The organism is Streptomyces sp. RLA131 (assembly GCF_056270125.1).
Genome location: NZ_JBWDOQ010000002.1, coordinates 8,025,796 through 8,048,652, shown reverse-complemented (window position 1 = coordinate 8,048,652; position 22,857 = coordinate 8,025,796). Strand labels below are relative to the sequence as shown.

Here is a 22,857-nt window from a genome sequence, read left to right as displayed (position 1 = left end):
TCCGGTGGAAGGGGGCGACGGCCGGACGTCACTCGACGGTGACAGCCCGCTCCGGGCAGGCCGTCGCACCCTCGCGGGCCGCCTCCTCGGCGCCTGCCGGGACCTGTCCGTCGAAGGGCACGGCATAACCGTTGTCGTCGAGCTCGAACACGCCCGGGGCCGCTGCCGCGCACCGCGCGTGCCCGGAGCACAGCTTCGTGTCAATGATGATCTTCATCGAACCACTCCGTTCTCGATGCCTGCCAGGTCGCCGAGATCCATCGGCCCGTCACGGGCCACGGCCAACAGCGCCGAGAGGTCGACGCCCATGCCGGCCGCGGTGTCCGCACAGGCCGCCAGGTCCTTGCGGAGAAACGGCGTGACACCGGCGACGTACGGTCCTGAGCCTCCGCGGGCGGCCATGTACCGCCCCGCGGTGCTCCCGCCGCTGCTCACCGCGAGGGCTTCGAGCAGAGCGTCCTCCTCGACGCCCATCTCCCGGCCCGCTTCCAGTGCCCGCAGCGTCACCTGCGTGATCGCGGCGAACAGCAGGTTGTTGAGCAGCTTCACCCGCAGCGCCGAACCACGTGGTCCGGTCATGATCACGGGATCGGCGTAGGCGCTGACGACCTGATGTGCCGTCGCGACGTGCTCGGACTCGCCTCCGAGGTAGACCGTGAGACGGCCGGCACGTACCGCGTCCGCCGTACCGCTGAACGCCGCGTCCACGATCGCGGCCTTTCCCGTGGGCGAGAACGCGTCCAGCCGGCTCAGCGTCGCCGGTCTCCCGGTGGTGTGGGTGAGGAGCACCGTGCCCGCGCCCATGGCCCTGACGACCTCGGGCAGCACGTTCAGCGCCTGGGAGTCGCTGTAGAGGCAGCTGACGACGACGTCGCAGGAGGCGATGTCCTCGGCCCGGTCCACGAGTTCGGCGCCTGCGGCCGAGAGCCGGTCGCGGACCTCGCCCCGCCTCGCGTACAGGCGGACGGGGTGGCCGACCGCGAGCAACCGTTCCACCATCGGCTCACCGATCTGCCCGGCGCCGACGAACCCCGTCGTTCGGGGGGAACCCGCGTTCCGGGGAAAGTCACCACCGGGCAGTGTGCTCATCTCCGCTCCTTCGCGGCAGTGATGCTGCGGCCCTGCCGGCCGACGATGCGGGGCAACCGCCAGATTGCCCACCGCGACGACCTTCGACGCATAAGAGTATACCTAATTGCTTCATGGCGGAACCCGTAACCCACCCCTCGGGTCACGGGTTCCACAGAGCCCGCTGGACACGGTATACGGGCTCCAGCAGCGTTATTTGCTCTTGGTGAGCACACCGCGGCCACGGCCGAAGAGAAGCCTTCCGCCTCGTCCGGACAGCGAGTATCCCTGCAATGAGGGGTTGGAATATGGTGGATCGGGCATCGTAGGGCCACGGCTACGGCTACGGCTTGTTCGTCGACCCCGCGTCGACGGTGAACTGCAGCCCGGTGACGTAACGCGCTTCGTCCGAAGCCAGGAACAGGACCGCGTTGGACACATCACGCGGCTCGACGAACGGGGCGAGCGGGTTCATCGCCGCCAGCGCGAAGAGGGGCTCGCGCGCGGCGAGTTCCTCCACCGGCACACCGACCGTGATGCCCGTGTCGCTGACTCCGGTGGGATGCACGGTGTTCACCCGGATCTTGTGCTGGGCGAGTTCGTTGGAGAGTGCCTTCATCAGGCCCACCACCCCGTGCTTGCTCGCCACGTAGTGGGCGTACGGCACATGCCCTCGGATGCCCGCAGCCGAACTGGTGATGACGATCGATCCGCCCGCCCCGTCAGCGATCATCGACGGAATCGCCGCGCGCACGGTGTTCCAGGCGCCCTTGAGGTTGACGTCCATGACGACGTCCCAGGCCTCCTCGGACAGTTCCCAGGCCCGTCCGGAACTCATGACACCGGCGTTCGCCACGACGATGTCGAGGTGGCCGAACTCGGACCTGGCCTCATCGACGGCGACCTGTACCTCGGCGACCGAACGGACGTCGGCCTGGACGGCGACACACCGGCGGCCGGTCGCCCGGACACGTTCCGCGGTCTCCTCCAGCTGTTCCTTCGACGCCAGCGGATACGGCAGCGCGTCGCTGATGTCGCGACAGACGTCGGTGACGACGACGTCCGCTCCCTCTTCCGCGAGCCGCACCGCATGGGAGCGGCCCTGGCCGCGCGCCGCTCCCGTGACCAGTGCGACCTTGCCCTCAACACGCCCCACAACAGACTCCGTTCGCTCGTTCCGCAGATGGGTTTCCGTGCGGCGCGGTCGCGTCGCCGGCCATCAGGAAGGGGCCAGCTCCTCGGCGGCCTCGCGCAGGGCGCGCAGCCTCGACCGGGCGAGTTCGCGCTCGGCCCGGTCGGAGTCGCCGAGTCCGGCCAGGTGCACCTCGGTCTCGGCGATCTCCGCCCGGAGCCTGCCGGCCGCCTCGTCCCGGGTCAGCAGGTCCAGTTCGGTCCAGTCGGACCGCTCGGATTCCGGACGCCTGCTCATGCCGGGAAGTTGTAGAGTCGCCGGGCGTTCAGCTCCACCATCTTGTGCACCTCGTCGTCGGGCACATCGGCGAGGACCTCCGCCGCATAGGCACGGCTCTTCGGCCAGTACGAGTCGGAGTGCGGGTAGTCGCACTCCCAGGTGATGCGGTCGACGCCGATGTCGTGCCGGTTCTTCACCCCGAACCGGTCGTCGATGAAGCAGCCGTGCATGTGCTTGTAGAACAGCTCCGAGGGCCGCACTTCCTGGTTGACGTTCTGGTAGAACCGGTGCCGCTCCCAGGTACCGTCGATCCGCTCCAGCAAGTACGGCATCCAGCCGATCCCGCCCTCGGACAACCCCACCTTGAGCTTGGGGTGCCGGTGGAACACCGGGGAGAACAGCAGGTCGGCGGTGGCGAACATGGAGTTGGTGCCGAACAGGGCGATGGTCACCGCGAACGGTGCCTCCGGCGCGGTTTTGGGCGCCGCCCCCGAGGTGCCGAAGTGCAGGCACAGCGGCATGCCGGTGTCCTCCGCCGCCGAGAACACCGGGTCCCAGTGATCGGTGTGGAACGATGGCAACCCCAGCGGCACCGGGTTCTCAGGGAACGAGATCGCCTTCGCGCCCCTGCCCGCGGTCCGGTGGATCTCCGCCACACAGGCCGGCACGTCCCAGAGCGGCAGAATGATCAGCGGGATCAGCCGGTCCGGCGCCGTCGCACACCACTCGTCGAGCACGAAGTCGTTCCACGCCCGCACGCACAACAGGGCGAGTTCGCGGTCCTGTCCCGCCAGGAAGACCGTGCCGGCGAAGCGCGGGAACGACGGGAAGCACAGCGCCCCCCACACCCCGTCCAGGTCCATGTCCCGCAACCGTGCCTTCGGGTCGTAGCAACCCGGGATCATCTCGTCGTAGCGCGTCGGTTCGAGGCCGAACTCCTCGGGCTGTTTGCCGGCCACCGCGTTGAGTCCGATGTACGGATAGATCCGGTCCTCGTAGGACCACACCTCCGCCGGGGCGACGCCCTCCCCCCGTGACTGCTGCACGATCCGCGGGCCTGCCTCCTGGTACTTCGCGGGCAACCGGTCCGACCACAATCGCGGGGGCTCGATCAGATGGTCATCGGTCGACAGTAGTTTCATCCATGACTGCAATGGCATCGTCGCGCTCCCTCGTCATGATCGCGGCGTCCCCGGCATCCACCGGGGAACGCGCTGCCCGACTCGAACACACGCTGTGCACAGGCACATCGACCCTACCTCCGGCTTAATGAATTGTGTATACCTGATTCCGGACCGCACAACAGGGCGGCCTCTGCGGCCACCCGATCGGCACCATGACGCCCAGCGCCGAGGATCGCCGCGGGAACACGGGCCCACCACGCTGTTGTCGAAGCTCGACGCACCCCGTTCGGACAGGGCACCCGGCTCGCTCTTCACAGCGCGAAGAAGATACGACTAGGTTATTCCGTATCCTGAATCCTCGTCGAAGGAACGTGGCATGGTCCTACCCACCCCCGTTCGACCCCTGCCACAACCGACGTTGGCGAGCGCCGAGTTCTGGCGGTCGGGTGCCGACGGTGTGCTCAGGATGTCCTGTTGCGGCGACTGCGAGCGGTACTTCCATCCGCCGATGCCGGCGTGCCCCTCCTGCCGCAGCCGCGCGGTGTCGCCGGCTCCCACCTCGGGGAAGGCCGTGGTCGTCGGGTTCAGCGTCAACCACCAGGCGTGGCTGCCCTCGTTCCCGCCGCCCTATGTCGTGGCCGTGGTCACCCTCGCCGAGGACGACCGTGCCCGCCTGACAACCAACATCGTCGGGTGCGAGCCCGACGAGGTGCACATCGGCATGCGGGTCCGGGTGCGCTTCGAGCAGCACGACGACCTGTACATCCCTCTGTTCGAGCCCGACCACGAGACGGAGGCGGCCGAGGGCCCCGGCCCGCTGCCGGCCGTCCGCGAGGTCCGCACCTCACTGCGGCCCATGGCGTCCTCCCGGAAGTACGAGGACAAGGTCGCGCTGACGGGTGTCGGGCAGTCGCGGGTGGGCAGGCGGCTCATGGTCGACCCGGTCTCGCTGACCGTCGACGCGTGCCTCGCCGCGGTGGAGGACGCGGGGCTCGACCTGGACGAGATCGACGGGCTCTCCACGTACCCGGCGGTGTCCCCGACCGGTATGAGCGAGGGCGGGATCACCGCACTGTCCGAGGCCCTGCAACTGCGTCCCACCTGGGTCAATGGTGGAAGCGAGGTTCCCGGGCAGATCGGCTCGATCACCGCCGCCATGCTCGCGGTCGCCTCCGGGCTGTGCCGGCACGTGCTGTGTTTCCGCACCGTCTGGGAGTCGTCCCACGCCGCGTTGGTCCGGTCCGGTCAGTGGAAGCCCGCCGGCGGCCGCGCCGGGGGGACGCTGGAGTGGCGCGCCCCGTTCGGCGCCGTATCGGCCGCGCAGTGGATCGCGTGCAACGCCTCGCACTACATGCACCGCTACGGCGTGGGCAGGGAGGCCCTCGGCGCCATCGCCGTGACCGCCAGGGCCGGCGCGGCGCGGAACCCCGAGGCACTCCACCGTGACCCGATGACGTTCGACGACTACGCCAACGCCCGCATGATCACCACACCGTTCGGGCTCTACGACTGCGACGTGCCGTGCGACGGCGCCGTGGCTGTCGTCGTCTCGGCCATCGAGACCGCCGTCGACCGCCCCAGGCCACCCGTACTGGTCGAGGCCGTCGGCACGGCGGTCCTCGAACGCCTCAGCTGGGACCAGGACACCCTCACCCACCTGCCGCAGTCGCACAGTCCCTCTTCCCACCTGTGGACCCGAACCGGGCTCACCTGCGCCGATGTCGACGTCGCCCTGCTCTACGACGGGTTCACGTTCAACGCACTGTCCTGGATCGAGGGGCTCGGCTTCTGCGGGCCGGGCGAGGCGACCGACTTCATCGCGGGCGGCAGGACGATCGCCCTCGACGGCGCACTCCCGCTCAACCCGCACGGAGGGCAACTCTCCGCGGGCCGGCTGCACGGATACGGGTTCGTCCGCGAAGCCGTGCTGCAGCTCCGCGGGGAGGCCCACGGGCGTCAGGTCGGGGGCGCGAGGGTGGCGGTCGTCACCTCGGGCGGCGGTGTGCCGTCCGGAGCCATGCTGCTGAGGAGCACCCGCTGACCGCCTCCCCCCGTAAGGCCGAGGACATCAGGCCATCGCGGGAATCGCGGCCCGGCCTTCCTGGGCCTCACGCTCCTCCGATTTCACCGCCCGCAGCAGGACGTAGATCATGGCGACCTTCCAGATGACGAAGGAGACGGACGGAATCCACATCGCGAACAGGCCGTTCCAGGCGAACGGGCCGTCGGTGTCGAGGTAGACGAAGACCCCGGGGAAGAAGGTGATCGCCAGGACGAGGTTCAACCAGCCGAACCATCGCGGGAACACCGGCTCGGGCCGGCGATCGACAAGTGCCGAGACGCCGATCGACGCGACGTTCACCACGAAGATGACGGCGACGCCCACGTACGTCAGCCAGAACTGGTCGCTCAGGAGCAGCATGAGCTGGGGGTCCCGGTCCGGTCGGTACACGGCCGTGGCGAGCACCGCCAACGGGTAGACCCATCCGGTGGGCGCGACGACGGCCGTCGTCAGCTGCACCATCGACAGCAGGCCCCAGCCGCCCTCGATGCGGCGCATCTGCAGGCTGGTGACAACGGCGAACGCGTAGAAGAACGGGGCGCAGATCCCCATGATCACCACGGCCCAGAGGATGCCTGTCCGATGGTCGGTCAGGAATGTCGCGACCTGCGTGGCATTGTCCGTCGGAGAAGGGGGCGGAGAGAGTCTGCCCACGAAGGAGAACGCGATCGTGTTGGCGATCACGACCACCACTCCGCACCATACCGACCACCGGTAGAGCCTGAACTTCAGTTTTTCGTCCACGGGGATCTCCTTTGATCTGTCGTGTCGTCGCCGTTGCCCGGCTCACCGCTGTGTCCGTCGATCCGTGCGCGCGTCGTCCGTTCGCCCGGCACCGCGGCGTGCCGGCCGGTGCGAACCGGGCTGGGTGGGGTCAGTGCGTGGTGCCGGCGATGTCGAGCACCGCGAGGTAGCTGAAGGCGAGGCTCGAACCGATCGGGGTTCCGGCGCCCGGGTAGACGCGCCCCGACATGGCGGCCGCGGTGTTTCCGGCGGCGTAGAGCCCTTCGATGGGCCGGCCGTCCGGTCGCAGCACCCGGGCACGCTCGTCGGTCTTCAGGCCGCCCTTGGTGCCGATGTCGGACAGGACGACGGTCGCGGCGTAGAAGGGCGGGGTGTCCAGCGGCAGCAGGAGCGGGTTCGGCCAGTCGGGCGTGGGCGGCGCGGGGTAGTTCTGCTCGGGCGCGGCGGGGAATCCCACCACGTGGTGGAACATCTGGTCCCAGGCGGACTCACCGCGGTGGAACGCCTCGTCGACCCCGGTGTGCGCGTAGCCGTTGAACTCCTCGACGGTCGTGTTGAGCGCGTCGAAGGGGACGCCGATGAGTTCGGCCAGTTCCTGGAGGCTGTCGGCCTTCTTCAGCGCGCCCGATTCGAGCCATTCGGGGCGGAGCGGCTGGTCGGGGGGCCCGCCGAAGCTGTCCCGGTCGAGCTGCCGCTGGTCGAACAGCCAGTGGGTGGGGATGTGCGAGACGCCCGTGGTGGTGTGCAGGCGAGCGATCTCGTGCCCGGCCTGGTCGTACGGGCGGGTCTCGTTGACGAAGCGTCTGCCCGCCGCGTTGACCCAGATCCCGCCTCGCGTGCCGGTGTGGAAGACGGGGAGGCCGTCCGGCTGGACGAGGCCGGGTACGTACCAGGCCTCGTCGAGCAGTTCGGTGGCGGCGCCGATCGCGATCCCCGCCTGGAGCGCGTCGCCGGTGTTGCCGGGGGCGCCGTTCGACCACTCTCCGGTGAGTGGGATCGGCTGGTACTTCGCGCGGAGTTCGCGGTTGCGCTCGAACCCGCCGGCCGCGAGGAGCACGCCGCGGCCCGCGCGGATGGTCACCCGTTCGCCGTCGCTCAGCGCCTCCACGCCGACGACCCTGCCGTCCTCGACGACGAGGCTTTCCAGCGCGGTGTTGAGGCGGAGCGAACCGTGCCCGCTCTCCAGGAACGCCGCCAGGGCCCTGCCGATCAGTGCGCGGCCGCCGTTGAGCACCGGGCCCTGGTCTGCGCCCCACCGCTCGGTGGGGATGGGCTCGCGGACAAGACGGGCGTGCTCTCCGAGCTCGGCGGCGGGGATCTCCGGGGGGAAGATGGTCCGTCCGCCGGGCGAGGCTCCGGGAACCGACGGGTAGTAGTCCGGCACGGGACCGTGGACGAACGACTGGAACCACAGGTTCTGTTCGAGTTCGGCGATCAGTTGCGCGCCGGCCCGCAGATAGGCGTCCTGGAGCCGCTCACGGGAGCTGTCGGCTACGACGTTCCGCAGATACGTCCTGGCGTTCTCGATACCGTCCTCGACTCCGGCCCGAGTGATGGGCGGTGAGCCGGGGAACCACAGACCCGCGCCGGAGTAGGCGGTCGTGCCTCCCACCAGTGCGGTCTTCTCGATGACGAGCGTGCGAAGGCCGCGCGACGCCGCGGCGTAGGCCCCGATCAGGCCTCCTCCGCCCGATCCGACAACGACGACGTCGTAGGTTTCCTCATCAGCAGTCATCACTGCCTCCTCCTGTGCTCTTACGTTTTCGATGGAGGCGAACGCCGTGACGCGACGCCTGGGAGATGTCGGCAACGGTGGCGTACCGCCGGGACCGACGTGCGTCGCGGTGCCGGCGGCACGCCTCGGCCACGATGGTCGTGGGTGGTGAACCGCGTGCCCTTGTCCCGGCGTGATGGTTCCGTGTCGCGGAACCCGGGAAGCACGATGCGGACCCGTGCACGGGCAGGTTCGAGTCGGCCGGGATGACGAGGCGGGACTGATGGTTGCCGGCATCGGGGGCACGTCCGTCACTGGCCGTGCGGGTACCCGACGGCTCGCGTACCTGGATGGATGGTGGCTGCCATCCGCGAGGGTGTCAATGCTCTTTTCAGGATACTTATCTCATTGAGCGCGACCCTAAGTGGATCGTGCCGACGGGTTGGCGGCACGCGGTGAATCACCCACACTGACATCGGCGCACAAGGAGGTCGCACATGTCGGATGCTCCCTCAAGCATGGTCGATCGGGTCGTCCTGATCCTCGGCGCTTTCGAGCGGTCCGGGGGAATGCTGACTCTGGGACAGGTCAGTTCGCGCAGTGGCCTTCCCCGCTCGTCCGTCCACCGGATCCTGCAGCAGCTGGTCACCGCCCGATGGCTCCAGCGTCACGACAACGAGTACACACTCGGCCTCCGGATGTTCGAAATCGGCAGCCTCGTCGTGCACCAGAGCCGGATCAGCGAGGTCGCGCGGCCCTACATGCAGGAGCTTCGCGCGGCCACCGGGCATGTCGTGCACCTCGCGCTGCTGGACCAGGGGGACGTCGTCTACCTGGAGAAGGTCGGCGGCACCTTCGCGACCACCCTGCCGTCACGGGTGGGTGGCCGCCTGCCCGCGCACTGCACGGGAGTGGGCAAGGTGCTCCTGGCCTACTCGCCCAGGGCGGTGGTCGACCGGTATCTCGAAGGTGGTCTGTGCCGGCGGACGGGGGCGAGTATCGGCACCGCCGACGCCCTGGAGGCGGCGATGGTCAGGATTCGGAACTGCGGATACTCAACTGAGAGTGGTGAAGTGGTGCCAGCTGTCGCGTGCGTCGCCGCGCCGATCCTCGAATTCGACAGTGCCGTCGCGGCGATCTCCGTGTGCGGACCCCGGGAACGCATTCGCGTCGACGACCTCAAGTACCGCGTCATGTGGACCGCCGCGGAGATCTCACGGCGCCTCACCGCGATGTCCCGCCACCTTCCCGCCCCGCATTCTGTCCCGGTCACCGGACGCATGACGTCCGCCGTGGCGTCGGAGACATGACCATGGACGGGTGATGGACAAAGACGAGGGATCCGTGAGGTACGTAAGCGCCGGGGCCGCCCGCTCGGCGGAGGCGGCCACCGACGAACCTGCCCGGAGGCGCCCGTGACGGTGCGGGCGGACGCCGTGCTCGCCGCAGCCGAGCGCCTGGAACGGGCCAGCAGTTCGGGCAGGGCCTGCCGGCCCGTCGTGGACCTCATCGGCCCCAGCGACATCGGCCTGGCCTACGAGGTGCAGCGGACCGTGACCGAACGCCGGCTGGCCGACGGTGCCCGCCTGATCGGGCGGAAGATCGGGCTGACCTCGGCGGCGGTGCAGTCGCAGGTCGGCGTCGACCGCCCCGACTTCGGTGTGCTCTTCGACGACATGCGGTACGAGGACGGGGAACTGATCCCGTACCAGGCACTGCTGCAGCCGAAGGCCGAGGCGGAGGTCGCCTTCCTGCTCGGCCGTGACCTCGAGGACGCCGCCGACCCGGCCCGGGTGCGGGCCGCGGTGGAACTGGCCTATCCGGCCCTGGAGGTCGTGGACAGCCGAATCGCGGACTGGCGGATCGGCATCACCGACACGGTCGCCGACAACGCCTCCTCCGGCGTGTTCGTGATCGGCGACGCCGGACGGCCGCTGGACGCGGTCGAACCGGCAGAGGTGTCCATGACGATGCGACGAGGCGGCGAGGTCGTGTCGGCCGGCACCGGGCGCGCCTGCCTCGGCGACCCGCTCAACGCACTGACCTGGCTCGCGGCCACGGCGATCGAGTTCGGTTCGCCGCTGCGAGCAGGGGACCTGGTGCTGTCCGGGGCACTCGGCCCCATGGTCACGGTGCGGCCGGGCGATGTCTTCGAGGTGGCCATCGAGCCACTCGGCACGGTCACCGCGCGCTTCTCGGGAAAGGAAGAGACATGACGGATCGCGTGGGAGTCGCGATCATCGGCTCCGGCAACATCGGGACCGATCTGCTGATCAAGATCAAACGGGCCTCGAAGAACCTTGAGGTACTCGCGATGGCGGGCATCGACCCCGCCTCCGACGGCCTGGCCCGGGCGGCGCGGATGGGCGTGGCTACGACGTCGGACGGCGCGGCGGGACTGATCCGGATGCCGGGGTTCGCGGACGTGCGCATCGTCCTCGACGCCACCAGCGCGGCCGCCCACGTGGCGAACGCACGTGTCCTCGAACCCAGTGGACGGCGGCTCGTGGACCTGACTCCGGCTGCGCTCGGGCCGTATGTGATCCCACCGGTGAACCTCGAAGAGCACCTGGACGCGCCGAACATCAACATGGTCACCTGCGGCGGACAGGCCACCATCCCGATCGTCGCGGCGGTCTCACGCGTGACCGACGTGCCGTACGCCGAGATCGTCGCCTCGGTGGCCTCGCGTTCCGCCGGTCCCGGCACCCGGGCGAACATCGACGAGTTCACCGAGACCACGGCACATGCCATAGAAGCGGTCGGGGGCGCCCGGCGGGGCAAGGCGATCATCATCCTCAACCCCGCAGAGCCACCGCTCATCATGCGCGACACGGTCTTCTGCCTGACCGGCGGAGCCGACCACGACGAGGTGCGCGCATCCGTCGAACGCATGGTCCGCGAGGTCGCGGCCTACGTACCCGGCTACCGTCTGGTCCAGGAAGTGCAGTTCACCCCGGTCGACCCGGGTGAGGTCGCGACCCTCCTGCCGGACGGGGCCGGCCCGGTCGACACCAAGGTGTCGGTGTTCCTGGAGGTCGAAGGGGCGGCGCACTACCTGCCCGCCTACGCCGGGAACCTCGACATCATGACCTCCGCCGCGATGCGCGTCGCGGAGCGGATCGCCGAGCGGTCGAAGCCGGTGATGGCATGACCACGAAGCTCTATGTCCAGGACGTCACGCTCCGGGACGGGATGCACGCCATCCGGCATCGGATCGCCCCCGAGCAGGTCGGCAGGATCGTCGCCGCCCTCGACGCCGCCGGGGTCGCGGCCATCGAGGTCAGCCACGGCGACGGCCTGGCGGGATCGAGCCTCAACTACGGGCCCGGGAGCCACACCGACTGGGAGTGGATCGAGACCGCCGTCGCCAACGCGCCGCGCGCGATCATCACCACGCTCCTGCTGCCGGGGGTCGGCACGGTCGCCGAACTGCGCCGGGCCTTCGAGATCGGCGTACGCTCCGTGCGGATCGCCACGCACTGCACCGAGGCGGACGTCGCGGCGCAGCACATCGCCGAGGCCCGCGATCTCGGGATGGACGTCTCGGGGTTCCTCATGATGAGTCATATGAGCGAGCCTTCCGAACTGGCCGCGCAGGCCCTGCTCATGGAGTCCTACGGGGCACACTGCGTCTACATCACCGACTCCGCCGGGCGGTTGACCACCGAGGACGTCAGGGCCCGGGTCCGGGCCTACCGGGACGTCCTCGCCCCCGGCACGCAGATCGGCATCCACGCCCACGAGAACCTCTCGCTCGCCGTGGCCAACTCGATCGCCGCGGTCGAGGAGGGCGCGCTACGGGTCGACGCGTCGCTCGCCGGGCAGGGCGCGGCCGCGGGGAACGCGCCGATCGAGCCGTTCGTCGCCGTCGCGAACCTGCGGGGATGGGAGACCGGGTGCGATCTCTTCGCCCTCCAGGACGCGGCGGACGACCTCGCACGGCCGCTGCAGGACCGCCCGGTGCGGGTCGACCGGGAGACTCTCACGATCGGCTACGCCGGTGTCTACGGCAGCTTCCTGCGCCATGCCGAGAACGCGGCGCAGCTCTACAAGGTCGACACCCGGGACATCCTCGTCGAGGCAGGCCGGCGCAAGCTCGTCGGCGGGCAGGAGGACATGCTCACCGACATCGCGCTGACCCTGCGAGGGCGGACGCCGTGAGCCCGCGGCGCCCGGGTGCGACCGTCCCGACACGACCGATGCGCCGGAGCGTCGCGGCCGGGGGTTCCGGTTCAGGGACCGGGTTCCCCGGAGCCGCGCGACGCGGCAAGAGAGGGGCACGACAATGACGAGTACCGACCACGCGTTGACGCAGGTGACCAAGGACGTCGACGGGCTCACGTTCGCGTACCACGAGGCGGGTGAGGGCGAACCGCTGATCATGCTGCACGGGTCGGGGCCCGGTGTCACCGCCTGGTCGAACTTCCGGTACAACCTGCCCGTGTTCGCGGAGCGGTTCCGGACGATCATGCCCGACCTGCCGGGTTTCGGTGCGAGCGACCTGCCGGAGCTCGACGGGGTCTACCCAGTCGTCGCGGCACGGTGGATCGCGCGCTTCATGGACCGGCTCGGTATCGACTCGGCCGTGTTCGTCGGCAACTCCATGGGGGGCGCGGTCGCCGCCGAACTGGCGGCGATGCACCCGGAACGGGTACGCAGGATGGCCCTCATGGGCTCCGGCGGGCTGTCCGTCGGCACGGCGGCCGAGCCGAGCGAGGGCTTCCTGCGACTCTTCGAGTTCCTCGACGACCCCACCCGTGAGCGCATGATCGCCTGGGTCAGGACAATGGTCTTCGACCCCCGGAGGATCACGGACGAGCTCATCGACGAGCGCCTGCGGAACGCCACGGCCGAGGGCGTCCTCGATCGGACCAAGGCGATCTTCGGTTCGATGTTCGACCCTCGCAGGCGTGGCGACTACACGCCCCTGTGGACGCGCGCGTCAACCGTCACGACCCCGACCCTCATGCTGTGGGGCCGCGACGACCGCATGCTCCCTTACGACCAGGCGCACTTCGCGAACCGATGGCTCCCCGAGGTCGAACTGCACACCTTCGCCCGCTGCGGGCACTGGGTGCAGATCGAGCGGAAGTACGACTTCGAACGTGTCGTGATCGAGTTCCTCACCCGCAAGGCACCTGCCCCGGATGCCCTGTAGGCCGATGGACGGCCCCGCGGGGGCTCGCGCCGCCGGACGGTGGCGGACGTTTTCCACACAGAAGCGGGAAGTAGGAGGTACGCGGCATGACGCATGAAGTGGTCGACCGTATCGAGGAGTTGGGGCCCCGGCTGGCGGCACTCGCCGACGGGAACGAGAAGCTCGGCAAGCTGAGCGACGAGACCGTCGGCCTGCTCCGTTCCGCGGGCGTGCTCAGGCTGCTGCAACCGGTGAAGTTCGGCGGCTACGCCGCTCATCCCCGGGACTTCGCGGAAGCCGTGATGGCCGTGGCCAGTCACGACGGCGCGGCGGGCTGGGTGGCCGGCGTCGTCGGAGTGCACCCGTGGGAGGCCGCGCAGATGGACCCGCGGCTGGCGCAGGACATCTGGAACGAGAGCCCGGACACCTGGATCGCGTCGCCGTACATGCCGAACGGGATCGCCGAGCCGGTGGAGGGCGGGTACATCCTCAACGGGCGTTGGCCGTTCTCCTCGGGAGCGGACCACTGCGAGTGGGACTTCCTCGGAGCGCTGGTCGGGGACGGCAAGGGCAAGCCGCTGATGCCACCGACCGTGCTGCATGTGATCCTCCCCCGGTCGGACTACCAGATCATCGACGACTCGTGGGACGTCGTCGGCCTCTCCGGCACCGGAAGCAAGGACGTCGTGGTCGAGGGCGCGTTCGTCCCCGAGTACCGGACGATCAATCAGGAGGACGTCCAGGCGGGGGAGGCCGCCGAACGCAACGGCGCCACCGAGACCCTGTACAGGCTGCCCTTCAGCGCGATGTTCCCGCTCGGGATCACCGCGGCCGTCATCGGGATCTGCGAGGGCGCGCTGGCAGCCCATGTGAACCTCCAGCGCGACCGGGTCGCCGTGACGGGGGTCCAGGTGCGTGACGATCCGTACGCCCTCTACGCGACCGGGGAGGCGGCCGCGGAGATCGCGGCGTCCCGGGTGCAGCTGATCGACGGCATCAGCCGGCTCTACGACCTCGTCGACGCGGGAAAGCCGGTGACCCTGGAGGACCGGGCGACCGTTCGGCGCAATCAGGTCCGCTGTGCGTGGCGGGCGGTGTCGGCCCTCGACGAGATCTTCGCACGGTCGGGCGGGAACGTGATCCGGCGCGACAACCCGCTGCAGCGGTTCTGGCGGGACGCGCACGTGGGGCTGCAGCACATGATCCACGTACCTGGCTCCACGTACCACGGAAGCGCCCTGGCCCAGATGGGTCTGGATCTGCCGGCACCGATGCGCATCCTGATCTGACATGGCCGCCGAGAACGGTGAGAGGACAGGCGCGGGGTGCACTCGGACGGTGGCCCCGGGCGGGAGCGTTCCCCTGTCGCCCGGGGCGGGCCGGGCCCCGCAGGGGGTGATCGACGGACGGTACTTCCGCGACGTGTTCGGCCACTTCCCGACGAGCGTCGTGGCGATCACCGCGCGGGGACCGGACGACCGGCCGGAGGGGATGGTCGTCGGATCCTTCACCTCCGTATCCCTCGATCCGCCCCTGGTGTCGTTCCTGGCGGACCGCTCGTCGAGCACCTTCCCGAAGATCCGCGCGGCCGGCCGCTACTGCGCCAACGCGCTAGCGGCCGACCAGGAGCACCTCTGCCGCAGGATGGCCGCCAGAGGGGCCGACCGGTTCGACGGTGTGACCTGGGCGTCGTCCCCGATGGGGAATCCCGTTCTGGACGGGGTCGTCGCCTGGGTCGACTGCACCATCGAGAACGTCGTCGAGATCGGTGACCACTTCCTGGCCGTCGGACGGGTCCGCGATCTTCGCGTCGAGTCGGCGAAGACCCCACTGCTGTTCTTCCGGGGCGCGTACGGCGACTACTTCTCCAACACCTCGCTCGTGCTGGACCGTCTCGTCGGCTGGTAGCGACAGCGGCACGGTCGCACGGACAACGGCACACACCGGAAGGCCGGTGGCCGGGCCCGGACGGGCTCGGCCACCGGCCTTGTGTCGGCTCCGGTCAGAACTGCGGCTGCTGAGGGCGCCGGCTGACGATGGCGCCGGCATCGACGCGCAGCTGCGTTCCGGTGATGTACCGGGACTCGTCGGACACGAGGAACAGCACCGCGTCGGCGATGTCGCGCGGCTCGACGTACGGCAGCCCCATCGCGGTCATCACATGGAACGCCGGCAGAGCGTCCTCGCGCGTGGGGTTCTCCAGGTCGGGGCGGAACTCCCGGTACATCGGCTCGCTGTTGAGCATGTCGGTGTTGGTGTTCGTCGGGTGCACCGCGTTGGCCCGGATCCTCCGCGGGGCGAGCGCGATGGCCAGGTCGTTCATGAACGATGCCACCGAGCGCTTGGCGAACGAGTAGCCGAGCTTCCCGGAGTCCGGCCTGCCGTTGTTGGAGGGCGGCATCAGGGCCGCCGTCGAACCGGTCGCCACGACCGAGCCTCCGTCGGGGAGGTGCGGCAGTGCCGCCTCGACGGTGTTCACCACGCCGTTGAAGTCGACGGTGACCGCGTCGATGAAGGCCTGCGCCTCGGCGCGGCCGATGGGACAGATCCCGGCCTGTGCCACCACAGCGTCGAGTCTGCCCAGCTCCGCCACCCCTTCGTCGACCGCCGCCTTGAGCGCGGCAGGGTCACGGACGTCCGCCGTCACCGCCACGATCCGGCGACCGAGCTTCTCGACCTGGCGCACCGTCTCGTCCAGGTCACCACGGCCGGCCAGCGGGTAGTCGACAGTGCCGATCTGCGCGCAGAGGTCGACAGCGATGATGTCCGCGCCCTCCTCGGCGAGCCGGACCGCGTGCGCGCGCCCCTGTCCCCGGGCGGCTCCGGTGATGAAGACGACCTTGTCCTGTACTCGGCCCATCAGGGTCTCCTCTCTGATTGATCCGGCCACGGCCCGCGGTGCGGGGCATGTCCGGGGAGCCGCACGCGCGGATTCAACGCAGCAGCTCGATGATGGTGGCGTTCGCCGTGCCACCGCCCTCGCACATGGTCTGCAGCCCGTACCGCAGGTTCCTGCGCCGCATCTGGGCCAGCAACCGTGTCATCAGGATGGCTCCGGAGGCGCCGAGCGGGTGCCCGACGGCGATCGCCCCGCCCAGCGGGTTGAGCCGCTCGGGATCGGCCCCGGTCTCCGCCGCCCATGCCAACGGGACCGGTGCGAAAGCCTCGTTGACCTCGAACACCCCGATGTCGCCGATGGACAGCCCGGCCCGGCGCAGAGCCTTCTGCGTCGCGGGGATCGGGCCGGTGAGCATCATGACCGGGTCGGCGCCGCTCACCGCTCCGGTGTGGTAGCGCGCGATCGGGGTGAGTGCCAGCTCACGGGCCCGCTCAGGGGTCGTGATGAGCAGTGCAGCCGCGCCGTCGGAGATCTGGGACGCGTTGCCGGCGTGGATCACGCCATCGGCCTTGAACGACGGCTTGAGAGCGGCCAGCGTCTCGGCCGAGGTGCCACGGCGCAGCCCCTCGTCCACGGTGAGTTTCGTGCCGTCGGCCTCGACCGGGACGAGGTGGTCGTCGAAGACGCCCTCGTCGATCGCCGCGGCCGCCTTGGCGTGCGAGCCGGCGGCGAAGTCGTCGAGCTGCTGCCGGCTGAGGCCCCACCGCTCGGCGATCAGCTCGGCGCCGATGCCCTGGTTCAGCTCGGCCCCGTCGTAGCGGGCCAGGACGGCGGGGCCGTAGGGAAGACCCGTGGCCCGCGCCGCCCCGAGCGGGACCCGGCTCATCGTCTCCACACCACCGGCGACCACGAGGTCGTACTGTCCCGCCATGACCGCGTGCGCGGCGAAGTCCACCGCCTGCTGGCTCGATCCGCACGCCCTGTTGATCGTCACCCCGGGAACGTGCTCGGGCCATCCGGCGGCGAGCACGGCGAACCGGCCGATGTTGCTCGACTGGTCCCCGATCTGCGTCACGCAGCCCCACACCACGTCGTCCACGGTGCCGGGATCCACTCCGGTACGGTTCACGAGCGCGGTGAGCACCTGTGCCGACAGGTCGGCCGCGTGCACCCCGGACAGCGAGCCGTTGCGCTTGCCGATCGGTACCCGCACGGCGTCGACGATGACGGCGTCCCTCATGAACGGATCCTCTCGCTCGGTCCCCCGGGTCCGCCCCGTGGCAGCCCGGACTGGTGATGGCCGTCCCGCCGGCCCGTCCCGGCCTGCACGGCGGCGCCGCTGTCGACCAGTTCGTCGATGTCGCCGACCCCCCAGTCACCCAGCACGGCACGGGTGTCGGCACCGACCGCCGGGGCCGGGGCCCCGGCGTTCGACGGTGTCGCCGAGAACCGTGGCGCCGCGGCCGGCTGAACGACGCCGTCGCGGGCCACCACGCTCCCGCGGGCGGCCAGGTGCGGATGGGCAGCCGCCTCGGTGAGTGCGACGACGGGTGCGACGCAGGCGTCGGACCCCTCGACCAGCGCCGTCCACTCCTGCTGTGTGCGCTCCGCGAACCGCCGCTCCAGGCGCAGCCGCAGCGCCGGCCAGGTGGACCGGTCGTGCTGCCGGTCGGGGTCGACATCGAGATCGAGGAGGTCGACCAGTCGCCGGTAGAACTTCGCCTCCAGCGCACCGACCGCCATGTGCCGGGCGTCCTTGGTCTCGTAGACGGCGTAGAACGGCCGTCCGCCGTCCAGCAGGTTGACTCCCCGCTCGTCGGTCCACGCGCCGCGCGCGAGCTTGGCGAAGGTACTCGCGAGCAGGTGGGCGGTGCCGTCGACGATGGCCGCGTCGACGACCTGGCCCCGGCCGGTCCGCTGGGCGCAGTGCAGCGCCGCCAGCACGCCGATCACGAGGTAGCAGCCGCCGCCCCCGAAGTCGCCGACGAGATTGAGCGGGATCTGCGGCGGTCCGCCCGCGGTTCCGATCGCACCCAGAGCCCCGGTGAGGGCGATGTAGTTGATGTCGTGTCCGGCTGCGGCTGCCAGCGGTCCGTCCTGGCCCCATCCGGTCATCCGGCCGTACACCAGCCGGGGATTGCGGGCCAGGCACTCGTGCGGCCCGATGCCGAGCCGTTCCGTCACACCGGGACGGAACCCTTCGATCAGGACGTCGGCGCGCCCCGCCAACTGGAGGAGAGCCGCGGAACCGGCCGGGTGTTTCAGGTCGATCACCGCTGACCGCTTCCCCCGGTTGAGGACGTCCGCAGGTCCGCCGGCGCCCACCTCGTCGATACGCTCCGGCCGATCCACACGGACCACTTCGGCCCCGAGGTCGGCGAGGAACATCCCGGCGAACGGACCCGGGCCGATGCCACCGAGTTCGACCACGCGGCAACCGTCCAGCGGTCCTGTAGCCATCATCAGTCTCCTGGTCGTCCGAGGCGGGCGCAGGGGTGTTCGTCGTCGACCCGGTCGAATCTAGCGGATCAGGAACCTCACGTCAGCACCGACAACCGCAATACATGTCACTCTTTTACATACTGCGGCGCGTGGTTCAGTAGACGTCGCGCCCGTTCCTGCCTCTGTCGCGGCGGAAAGAGTACTCGGAATGCTCAGCTTGGCGCACCGCATGTGTCAACGTCCCTTCCAGACGGGGGGCCGCTTCTCCTTGAACGCGGTGGCGCCCTCGCGGGCGTCCTCGGACGCGAACACCGGCGCCGCTATCGCGGCCTGCCGCGCCCAGCCCTGTTCCAGCGTCCAGTCGGCGCTCGCACGTGCGATCCTCCGGGTCGCCTCCACCGCGAGCGGGCCGTTCGCCGCGATCGTCGCGGCCAGCCGAAGTGCGCCGTCGAGGGCGCCGCCCTCGTCGGTGACTCGGTTGACCAGGCCGATCTCGGCTGCCCGCTCGGCACTGACCGGCTCACCGGTCAGCAGCAGTTCGAGCGCTACGGCGAACGGGACCCGTCGCGGCAGCAGCAGGGCCGCCCCGGCACGTGCGACCAGCGCCCGCCTGACCTCCGGCACTCCCAGCCTGGCCGTGCGCGCCGCGACGACCAGATCGCAGGCCAGCAGGAGTTCGAATCCCCCCGCGAGCGCCCAGCCCTCGACCGCGGCGATCAGCGGCTTGCGCGGTGGGGTCAGGGTGATCCCGCACAGTCCCCGGCCCTCGATCGACGGGCTCTCCCCGCGCAGGAACGCCTTCAGGTCCATGCCGGCGGAGAAGGTTCCCCCGGCCCCGGTGAGCACCCCGGCCCGCATCTCGTCCGAGTTGTCCAGGTCGTCGACCGCCGCGGCCACCTCCTCGGCCACCGCGGCGGTGAGCGCGTTCTTCGCCTCGGGGCGATTGATCGTGATGATCTGGATGGCGCCGCGACGCTCGACGAGCACCTCGTCCGACACGTCCCCTCCTTCGTGCGGGTCACCGTCACCGGCCCACGCATGAAACCAAAGTGACCGAATCAGTGCCCTTGTTGTGCCGACGCGGGAAGGACATGACATATGTCCCCACCCCAACCACCAGGGACGGTACGGCGCTTCCTGTTCCGCGCGCAAGAGTCACAGCGGGCGGTGACAAACAATACGTATACTCAATCTGTCACCAGCTCTGTGTGGTGCGATACGGTTCCGGTCTCCGCCGATGGCCGCGCGGTACGCCGACACCCGGATGAGCCGCATCCACGGCGGCATCAGCAGGTTTCCCGGTCTGTGGAGGACAGGTATGCACATCGACGGTTCCTGCGCGCTGATCACCGGCGGCGCCTCCGGGCTCGGCCTGGCCACCGCGCGCCGCATCATCGACCAGGGCGGCCACGTCGTCCTGGCGGACATCTCCGAGGACCAGGGAGTCACGGCCGTCGCCGAACTGGGCGCCGCCGCCCGGTTCGTCCGCGCGGACGTCACCGACGAGGCCGCGCTCGAATCCGCCCTGGACACCGCGCAGCAGCGCGGTCCGCTGCGCTTCGTCGTGCACTGCGCCGGCCGCGGCGGCGACCGTACCCGGATCCTCGGCAAGGACCGCACGCCCGGGGACCTCGCGACATTCGCGGAGGTCGTACGGGTCAACCTGATCGGCACGTACAACGTGCTGCGCCTGGCGGCCTCCCGTATCGCCGGCAACGACACCCTCGACGACGGCGACCGCGGGGCGATGGTCCTCACCGCGTCCGTCGCGGCGTTCGACGGCCAGATCGGGCAGACCTCCTACAGCGCGTCCAAGGCCGGTGTGCACGGCATGACGCTGGTCGCCGCCCGGGACCTGGCCAGCTGGCAGATCCGCGTGAACACCATCGCCCCCGGCGTCATGGACACCCCCATGCTCGGGCGGCTGCGCACCGACATCCGCGAGGGCCTGGCCGCCTGCGTGCCCCACCCCAAGCGACTCGGCGGCGCGGACGACTTCGCCCGCCTGGCCGTGGAGATGCTGGAGAACCCCTACCTCAACGGCCAGACCGTCCGGCTCGACGGGGCCATCCGCATGGCCCCGCGCTGAGCTTGAGCTTCAACCTGTGGAGCTCTGAGCGGTCTGGCGGGAGGATGCGGGTATGACGTCGGCCTCCGGCCCCGACCCGGGAAGCGCGCCGGACCGCGTGGCCCTCGAACACATCCTTGGCCGTCCGTTGGAGCAGGAGTGGCCGGCGAGCGCGCCGGCGCCAGGAAGCCGGGTACGAGTTCTGCGTGATGCCGTGTGGGACGGGCCGTGGCAGCGCGAGTTCCTCGGCACGATCGATGATCTCGGTGCTCCTACGCCTGTCCGGCATGCTCAAGCACGTCCCGGGGAGCTGGAGTACTGGGTCCGTTTCGACGAGCCGCAGTTCGACAGCAGCGGGGACGGTCCCTGTCGCAAGGCTCTGATCCGGGACCGGTACCCGCGGTTCGAGCCGGGTGTCGAGGCGTAGGCCGAACGTTGGACCGTCCAGGCTCCGGGCCCGGATGACGGCGGCCTCAGCCGTTCGCCGAACGCTCCGACTGCCTGTCCGCCCGGGCGCACACCCCCGCTCGGACAGGCCTGGGATCTCAGATCGGCGAGCGCCTGGCCGGACCGAACATGGCCCGGACGTCCGGGCGGCTGACCTTCATCGACGGGGTGCGCGGCAGTTCGTCGACGACCTTGATCTCGGTGGGCAGATGGTAGCGGGCCAGCCGCTCGGCCAGCCATCGCCGCAGTTCGGCAGGGTCCGGGCGGCCGGCCCCTTCGCGGATCGTCACGGCGGCGACCGGCACCTCGCCCAGCCGCTCGTCCGGGATCCCGACCGCCGACGCGTCACGCACCGCCGGGTGGGCACGCAGGGCGTCCTCGATCACGCTCGGGACGATCTTGAAGCCGCCGCGGTTGATGGCGTCGTCGGCTCGCCCGTGGATGTAGAGGAACCCGTCGTCGTCGAGACTCGCCAGGTCGGTGGTGCGGACCCAGTCGTCGCCCGGGAGTTGGGCGCCCTTCGCCTCAAGCAGTCCTACGGTGCCGGAGGGCACCGGCTCACCCGTCGCACGGTCGACGACGCGCAAAGTGATGCTGCGAAAGGCCCGCCCCACGCTCGCCCGCTTCGCCGTCCACCACTCCCGGTGGAGGACGAGGTCCCAGCCTGCGATCGCCCCGGCGAACTCGGTCGCTCCGTAGACCGACAGCACCGGCACCCCGAACCGTGCGGTGAACTTCTCGGCGTCCTCGGGGGCCAGCGGCGCGGTACCGGACGACACGAGGTCGACCCCGTCGAACATGTCGTCCGGCACGTCCGACTGCAGCACCATCCGCATGGCGGTCGGCGCCAGCCGGACGCGCCTCGGTCGGGTCCGGCGCACGAGGGCGGCCCACTGCTGCACGTCGAACCGCTCCAACAGGGCGGTCTGCAACCCGGCTGCGACGTTCGCGAGGGCGAAGTACAGCCCACCGATGTGGACCAGGGACGTCCACAGGATGGACGGGTGCGTGCGCAGCCGCACCTCCGTCGAGGTGACCGGGGTGCCCGACGCCTCGAAAGCGGCGGTGAGCTTGCGGTAGGTCAACTCGACCCGCTTCGGTCGTCCGGTCGTCCCGCTGGTCTGCATGAGGACCGCCACATCGCCGCGCTCGGCGGCGCACGGCGCGACCGTCCACTCGGCGGACCGGGCCGTCAACGGTCGGTCGTCCTCACCCGTTTCGAGCGGGAGGGCCGCGATCCGTCCGGCCGCCTCGGCCATTCCCGGCCTGGCCCAGTCCTCGGCGCCGGCCACCACGACCTGAGGGGAGAGGGTCGCGATGTCCTCGGCCAGCGCCGTGTCTCCGTGGAACGGGCTCAGTGTCACCACCTGGCGACCGGTGGCGATCACCGCGACAAGCACGGCCAGGTGACCCGGCCGGTTGCGCAGCACGATCCCTATACGGTGCGCCTCGGGGACACCTGCCTCGGCGAGCAGCCGTTCGAGGTCCTCGACGCCGCGACGCAGGAACGCCCACGGATAGCTGCGGTCCTCGAAGGTCAGCGCTGTCGCCTCCGGCACGGCGGAGAGCACCCGGCGCAGCCGGGCCGGGAGCGGTCGGTCGTCAGGGTTCGGCACGGCCTCGTCCTTCGGTCGGTCCCACGGGCGGGGACGGATTGCGGACCCGGTACCGCCGTGCCGCGAACGTGCGGCCACGCGGGCCGGGTCTTTGCTGTACGGGCAACCCCGACGGCCTTCCGTGCGCGGCACCTCCTGGCGGTACCCCCGGGCGCGACAGCCGTACGGTGGTTCGGCCGGCT

General features: G+C 70.2%; 22 protein-coding genes. 10 read left to right on the top strand and 12 right to left on the bottom strand.

What is annotated here, in order from left to right:
- Window positions 1-28 precede the first annotated feature (28 nt).
- The 5 genes from RWE79_RS37330 to RWE79_RS37310 form a co-directional block, all read right to left on the bottom strand.
- Window positions 29-217, bottom strand: a complete 189-nt coding sequence (locus RWE79_RS37330; protein ID WP_475944937.1) for a ferredoxin — start codon at window positions 215-217, stop codon at window positions 29-31.
- A complete protein-coding gene (locus RWE79_RS37325; RefSeq protein WP_475944935.1) occupies window positions 214-1,089 on the bottom strand; it encodes an NAD(P)-dependent oxidoreductase in 876 nt (291 codons plus the stop codon). Before RWE79_RS37325 ends, RWE79_RS37330 begins: the two co-directional genes overlap by 4 nt.
- Before the next feature lie 322 nt (window positions 1,090-1,411).
- Entirely contained in the window at window positions 1,412-2,224 is an 813-nt protein-coding gene (locus tag RWE79_RS37320; protein WP_475944933.1) for a mycofactocin-coupled SDR family oxidoreductase, read from the bottom strand.
- Window positions 2,225-2,287: 63 nt separating this feature from the next.
- Entirely contained in the window at window positions 2,288-2,497 is a 210-nt protein-coding gene (locus tag RWE79_RS37315) for a hypothetical protein (RefSeq protein WP_475944931.1), read from the bottom strand.
- On the bottom strand, window positions 2,494-3,639 hold the full coding sequence (locus tag RWE79_RS37310; RefSeq protein WP_475944929.1) for an amidohydrolase family protein: 1,146 nt from the start codon (window positions 3,637-3,639) through the stop codon (window positions 2,494-2,496). Before RWE79_RS37310 ends, RWE79_RS37315 begins: the two co-directional genes overlap by 4 nt.
- A 340-nt stretch (window positions 3,640-3,979) precedes the next feature.
- On the opposite strand from RWE79_RS37310, the gene RWE79_RS37305 reads away from it, so the two are divergent.
- Window positions 3,980-5,644: a thiolase C-terminal domain-containing protein gene (locus tag RWE79_RS37305; RefSeq protein WP_475944927.1), complete on the top strand. Its 1,665-nt coding sequence runs from the start codon at window positions 3,980-3,982 to the stop codon at window positions 5,642-5,644.
- A 27-nt stretch (window positions 5,645-5,671) separates the two neighbouring features.
- On the opposite strand, the gene RWE79_RS37300 is transcribed toward RWE79_RS37305, so the two are convergent.
- Both RWE79_RS37300 and RWE79_RS37295 read right to left on the bottom strand, forming a co-directional pair.
- Window positions 5,672-6,409 (bottom strand): hypothetical protein, encoded by a 738-nt coding sequence (locus RWE79_RS37300; RefSeq protein WP_475944925.1) that lies wholly within the window; start codon window positions 6,407-6,409, stop codon window positions 5,672-5,674.
- A gap of 130 nt (window positions 6,410-6,539) precedes the next feature.
- Window positions 6,540-8,144 (bottom strand): FAD-dependent oxidoreductase, encoded by a 1,605-nt coding sequence (locus tag RWE79_RS37295; RefSeq protein WP_475944923.1) that lies wholly within the window; start codon window positions 8,142-8,144, stop codon window positions 6,540-6,542.
- A 476-nt stretch (window positions 8,145-8,620) separates the two neighbouring features.
- On the opposite strand from RWE79_RS37295, the gene RWE79_RS37290 reads away from it, so the two are divergent.
- From RWE79_RS37290 to RWE79_RS37260, 7 genes are all read left to right on the top strand, one after another.
- Window positions 8,621-9,433, top strand: coding sequence for an IclR family transcriptional regulator (locus RWE79_RS37290; protein ID WP_475944921.1), 813 nt, complete (start codon window positions 8,621-8,623; stop codon window positions 9,431-9,433).
- Between the two features lie 105 nt (window positions 9,434-9,538).
- Window positions 9,539-10,339, top strand: a complete 801-nt coding sequence (locus RWE79_RS37285) for a 2-keto-4-pentenoate hydratase (protein WP_475944919.1) — start codon at window positions 9,539-9,541, stop codon at window positions 10,337-10,339.
- The gene (locus tag RWE79_RS37280) at window positions 10,336-11,277 is read left to right on the top strand and encodes an acetaldehyde dehydrogenase (acetylating) (protein ID WP_475944917.1); all 942 of its coding nucleotides are present in this window, start codon (window positions 10,336-10,338) and stop codon (window positions 11,275-11,277) included. Before RWE79_RS37285 ends, RWE79_RS37280 begins: the two co-directional genes overlap by 4 nt.
- The gene (gene dmpG, locus RWE79_RS37275) at window positions 11,274-12,287 is read left to right on the top strand and encodes a 4-hydroxy-2-oxovalerate aldolase (RefSeq protein ID WP_475944915.1); all 1,014 of its coding nucleotides are present in this window, start codon (window positions 11,274-11,276) and stop codon (window positions 12,285-12,287) included. Before RWE79_RS37280 ends, dmpG begins: the two co-directional genes overlap by 4 nt.
- 124 nt (window positions 12,288-12,411) lie before the next feature.
- Window positions 12,412-13,284 (top strand): alpha/beta fold hydrolase, encoded by an 873-nt coding sequence (locus tag RWE79_RS37270; RefSeq protein ID WP_475944913.1) that lies wholly within the window; start codon window positions 12,412-12,414, stop codon window positions 13,282-13,284.
- A gap of 86 nt (window positions 13,285-13,370) precedes the next feature.
- The gene (locus RWE79_RS37265; RefSeq protein WP_475944911.1) at window positions 13,371-14,552 is read left to right on the top strand and encodes an acyl-CoA dehydrogenase family protein; all 1,182 of its coding nucleotides are present in this window, start codon (window positions 13,371-13,373) and stop codon (window positions 14,550-14,552) included.
- 49 nt (window positions 14,553-14,601) lie between these two features.
- Complete coding sequence (locus tag RWE79_RS37260) at window positions 14,602-15,171, top strand: flavin reductase family protein (protein ID WP_475944909.1); 570 nt, start codon at window positions 14,602-14,604, stop codon at window positions 15,169-15,171.
- Between the two features lie 94 nt (window positions 15,172-15,265).
- Here RWE79_RS37260 and RWE79_RS37255 read toward each other — a convergent pair whose 3' ends face one another.
- The 4 genes from RWE79_RS37255 to RWE79_RS37240 all read right to left on the bottom strand — a co-directional run bounded on the left by RWE79_RS37255 (window position 15,266) and on the right by RWE79_RS37240 (window position 19,543).
- A complete protein-coding gene (locus RWE79_RS37255; protein WP_475944907.1) occupies window positions 15,266-16,123 on the bottom strand; it encodes a mycofactocin-coupled SDR family oxidoreductase in 858 nt (285 codons plus the stop codon).
- 73 nt (window positions 16,124-16,196) lie between these two features.
- The gene (locus RWE79_RS37250) at window positions 16,197-17,342 is read right to left on the bottom strand and encodes a thiolase family protein (protein WP_475944905.1); all 1,146 of its coding nucleotides are present in this window, start codon (window positions 17,340-17,342) and stop codon (window positions 16,197-16,199) included.
- The gene (locus RWE79_RS37245; protein ID WP_475944903.1) at window positions 17,339-18,562 is read right to left on the bottom strand and encodes a CaiB/BaiF CoA transferase family protein; all 1,224 of its coding nucleotides are present in this window, start codon (window positions 18,560-18,562) and stop codon (window positions 17,339-17,341) included. Before RWE79_RS37245 ends, RWE79_RS37250 begins: the two co-directional genes overlap by 4 nt.
- A 216-nt stretch (window positions 18,563-18,778) precedes the next feature.
- Window positions 18,779-19,543 (bottom strand): crotonase/enoyl-CoA hydratase family protein, encoded by a 765-nt coding sequence (locus tag RWE79_RS37240; protein ID WP_475944901.1) that lies wholly within the window; start codon window positions 19,541-19,543, stop codon window positions 18,779-18,781.
- A 319-nt stretch (window positions 19,544-19,862) separates the two neighbouring features.
- Here RWE79_RS37240 and RWE79_RS37235 point away from each other — a divergent pair, with 319 nt between their 5' ends.
- Window positions 19,863-20,633 carry an SDR family NAD(P)-dependent oxidoreductase gene (locus tag RWE79_RS37235; RefSeq protein WP_475944899.1) on the top strand — a complete coding sequence of 257 codons (771 nt, stop codon included), beginning with the start codon at window positions 19,863-19,865 and terminating at the stop codon, window positions 20,631-20,633.
- 52 nt (window positions 20,634-20,685) lie between these two features.
- Window positions 20,686-21,039, top strand: a complete 354-nt coding sequence (locus RWE79_RS37230) for a ferrous iron transport protein A (protein ID WP_475944897.1) — start codon at window positions 20,686-20,688, stop codon at window positions 21,037-21,039.
- 118 nt (window positions 21,040-21,157) lie between these two features.
- Here RWE79_RS37230 and RWE79_RS37225 read toward each other — a convergent pair whose 3' ends face one another.
- Window positions 21,158-22,675, bottom strand: coding sequence for a class I adenylate-forming enzyme family protein (locus RWE79_RS37225; protein WP_475944896.1), 1,518 nt, complete (start codon window positions 22,673-22,675; stop codon window positions 21,158-21,160).
- Window positions 22,676-22,857: the final 182 nt, after the last annotated feature.

Bases quoted from the DNA above. Each gene is read 5' to 3' on its own strand.
- RWE79_RS37330 (WP_475944937.1), bottom strand. From the start codon at position 217: ATGAAGATCATCATTGACACGAAGCTGTGCTCCGGGCACGCGCGGTGC.
- RWE79_RS37325 (WP_475944935.1), bottom strand. From the start codon at position 1,089: ATGAGCACACTGCCCGGTGGTGACTTTCCCCGGAACGCGGGTTCCCCC.
- RWE79_RS37315 (WP_475944931.1), bottom strand. From the start codon at position 2,497: ATGAGCAGGCGTCCGGAATCCGAGCGGTCCGACTGGACCGAACTGGAC.
- RWE79_RS37310 (WP_475944929.1), bottom strand. From the start codon at position 3,639: ATGCCATTGCAGTCATGGATGAAACTACTGTCGACCGATGACCATCTG.
- RWE79_RS37305 (WP_475944927.1), top strand. From the start codon at position 3,980: ATGGTCCTACCCACCCCCGTTCGACCCCTGCCACAACCGACGTTGGCG.
- RWE79_RS37295 (WP_475944923.1), bottom strand. From the start codon at position 8,144: ATGACTGCTGATGAGGAAACCTACGACGTCGTCGTTGTCGGATCGGGC.
- RWE79_RS37290 (WP_475944921.1), top strand. From the start codon at position 8,621: ATGTCGGATGCTCCCTCAAGCATGGTCGATCGGGTCGTCCTGATCCTC.
- RWE79_RS37280 (WP_475944917.1), top strand. From the start codon at position 10,336: ATGACGGATCGCGTGGGAGTCGCGATCATCGGCTCCGGCAACATCGGG.
- dmpG (WP_475944915.1), top strand. From the start codon at position 11,274: ATGACCACGAAGCTCTATGTCCAGGACGTCACGCTCCGGGACGGGATG.
- RWE79_RS37270 (WP_475944913.1), top strand. From the start codon at position 12,412: ATGACGAGTACCGACCACGCGTTGACGCAGGTGACCAAGGACGTCGAC.
- RWE79_RS37265 (WP_475944911.1), top strand. From the start codon at position 13,371: ATGACGCATGAAGTGGTCGACCGTATCGAGGAGTTGGGGCCCCGGCTG.
- RWE79_RS37255 (WP_475944907.1), bottom strand. From the start codon at position 16,123: ATGGGCCGAGTACAGGACAAGGTCGTCTTCATCACCGGAGCCGCCCGG.
- RWE79_RS37250 (WP_475944905.1), bottom strand. From the start codon at position 17,342: ATGAGGGACGCCGTCATCGTCGACGCCGTGCGGGTACCGATCGGCAAG.
- RWE79_RS37245 (WP_475944903.1), bottom strand. From the start codon at position 18,562: ATGGCTACAGGACCGCTGGACGGTTGCCGCGTGGTCGAACTCGGTGGC.
- RWE79_RS37235 (WP_475944899.1), top strand. From the start codon at position 19,863: ATGCACATCGACGGTTCCTGCGCGCTGATCACCGGCGGCGCCTCCGGG.
- RWE79_RS37230 (WP_475944897.1), top strand. From the start codon at position 20,686: ATGACGTCGGCCTCCGGCCCCGACCCGGGAAGCGCGCCGGACCGCGTG.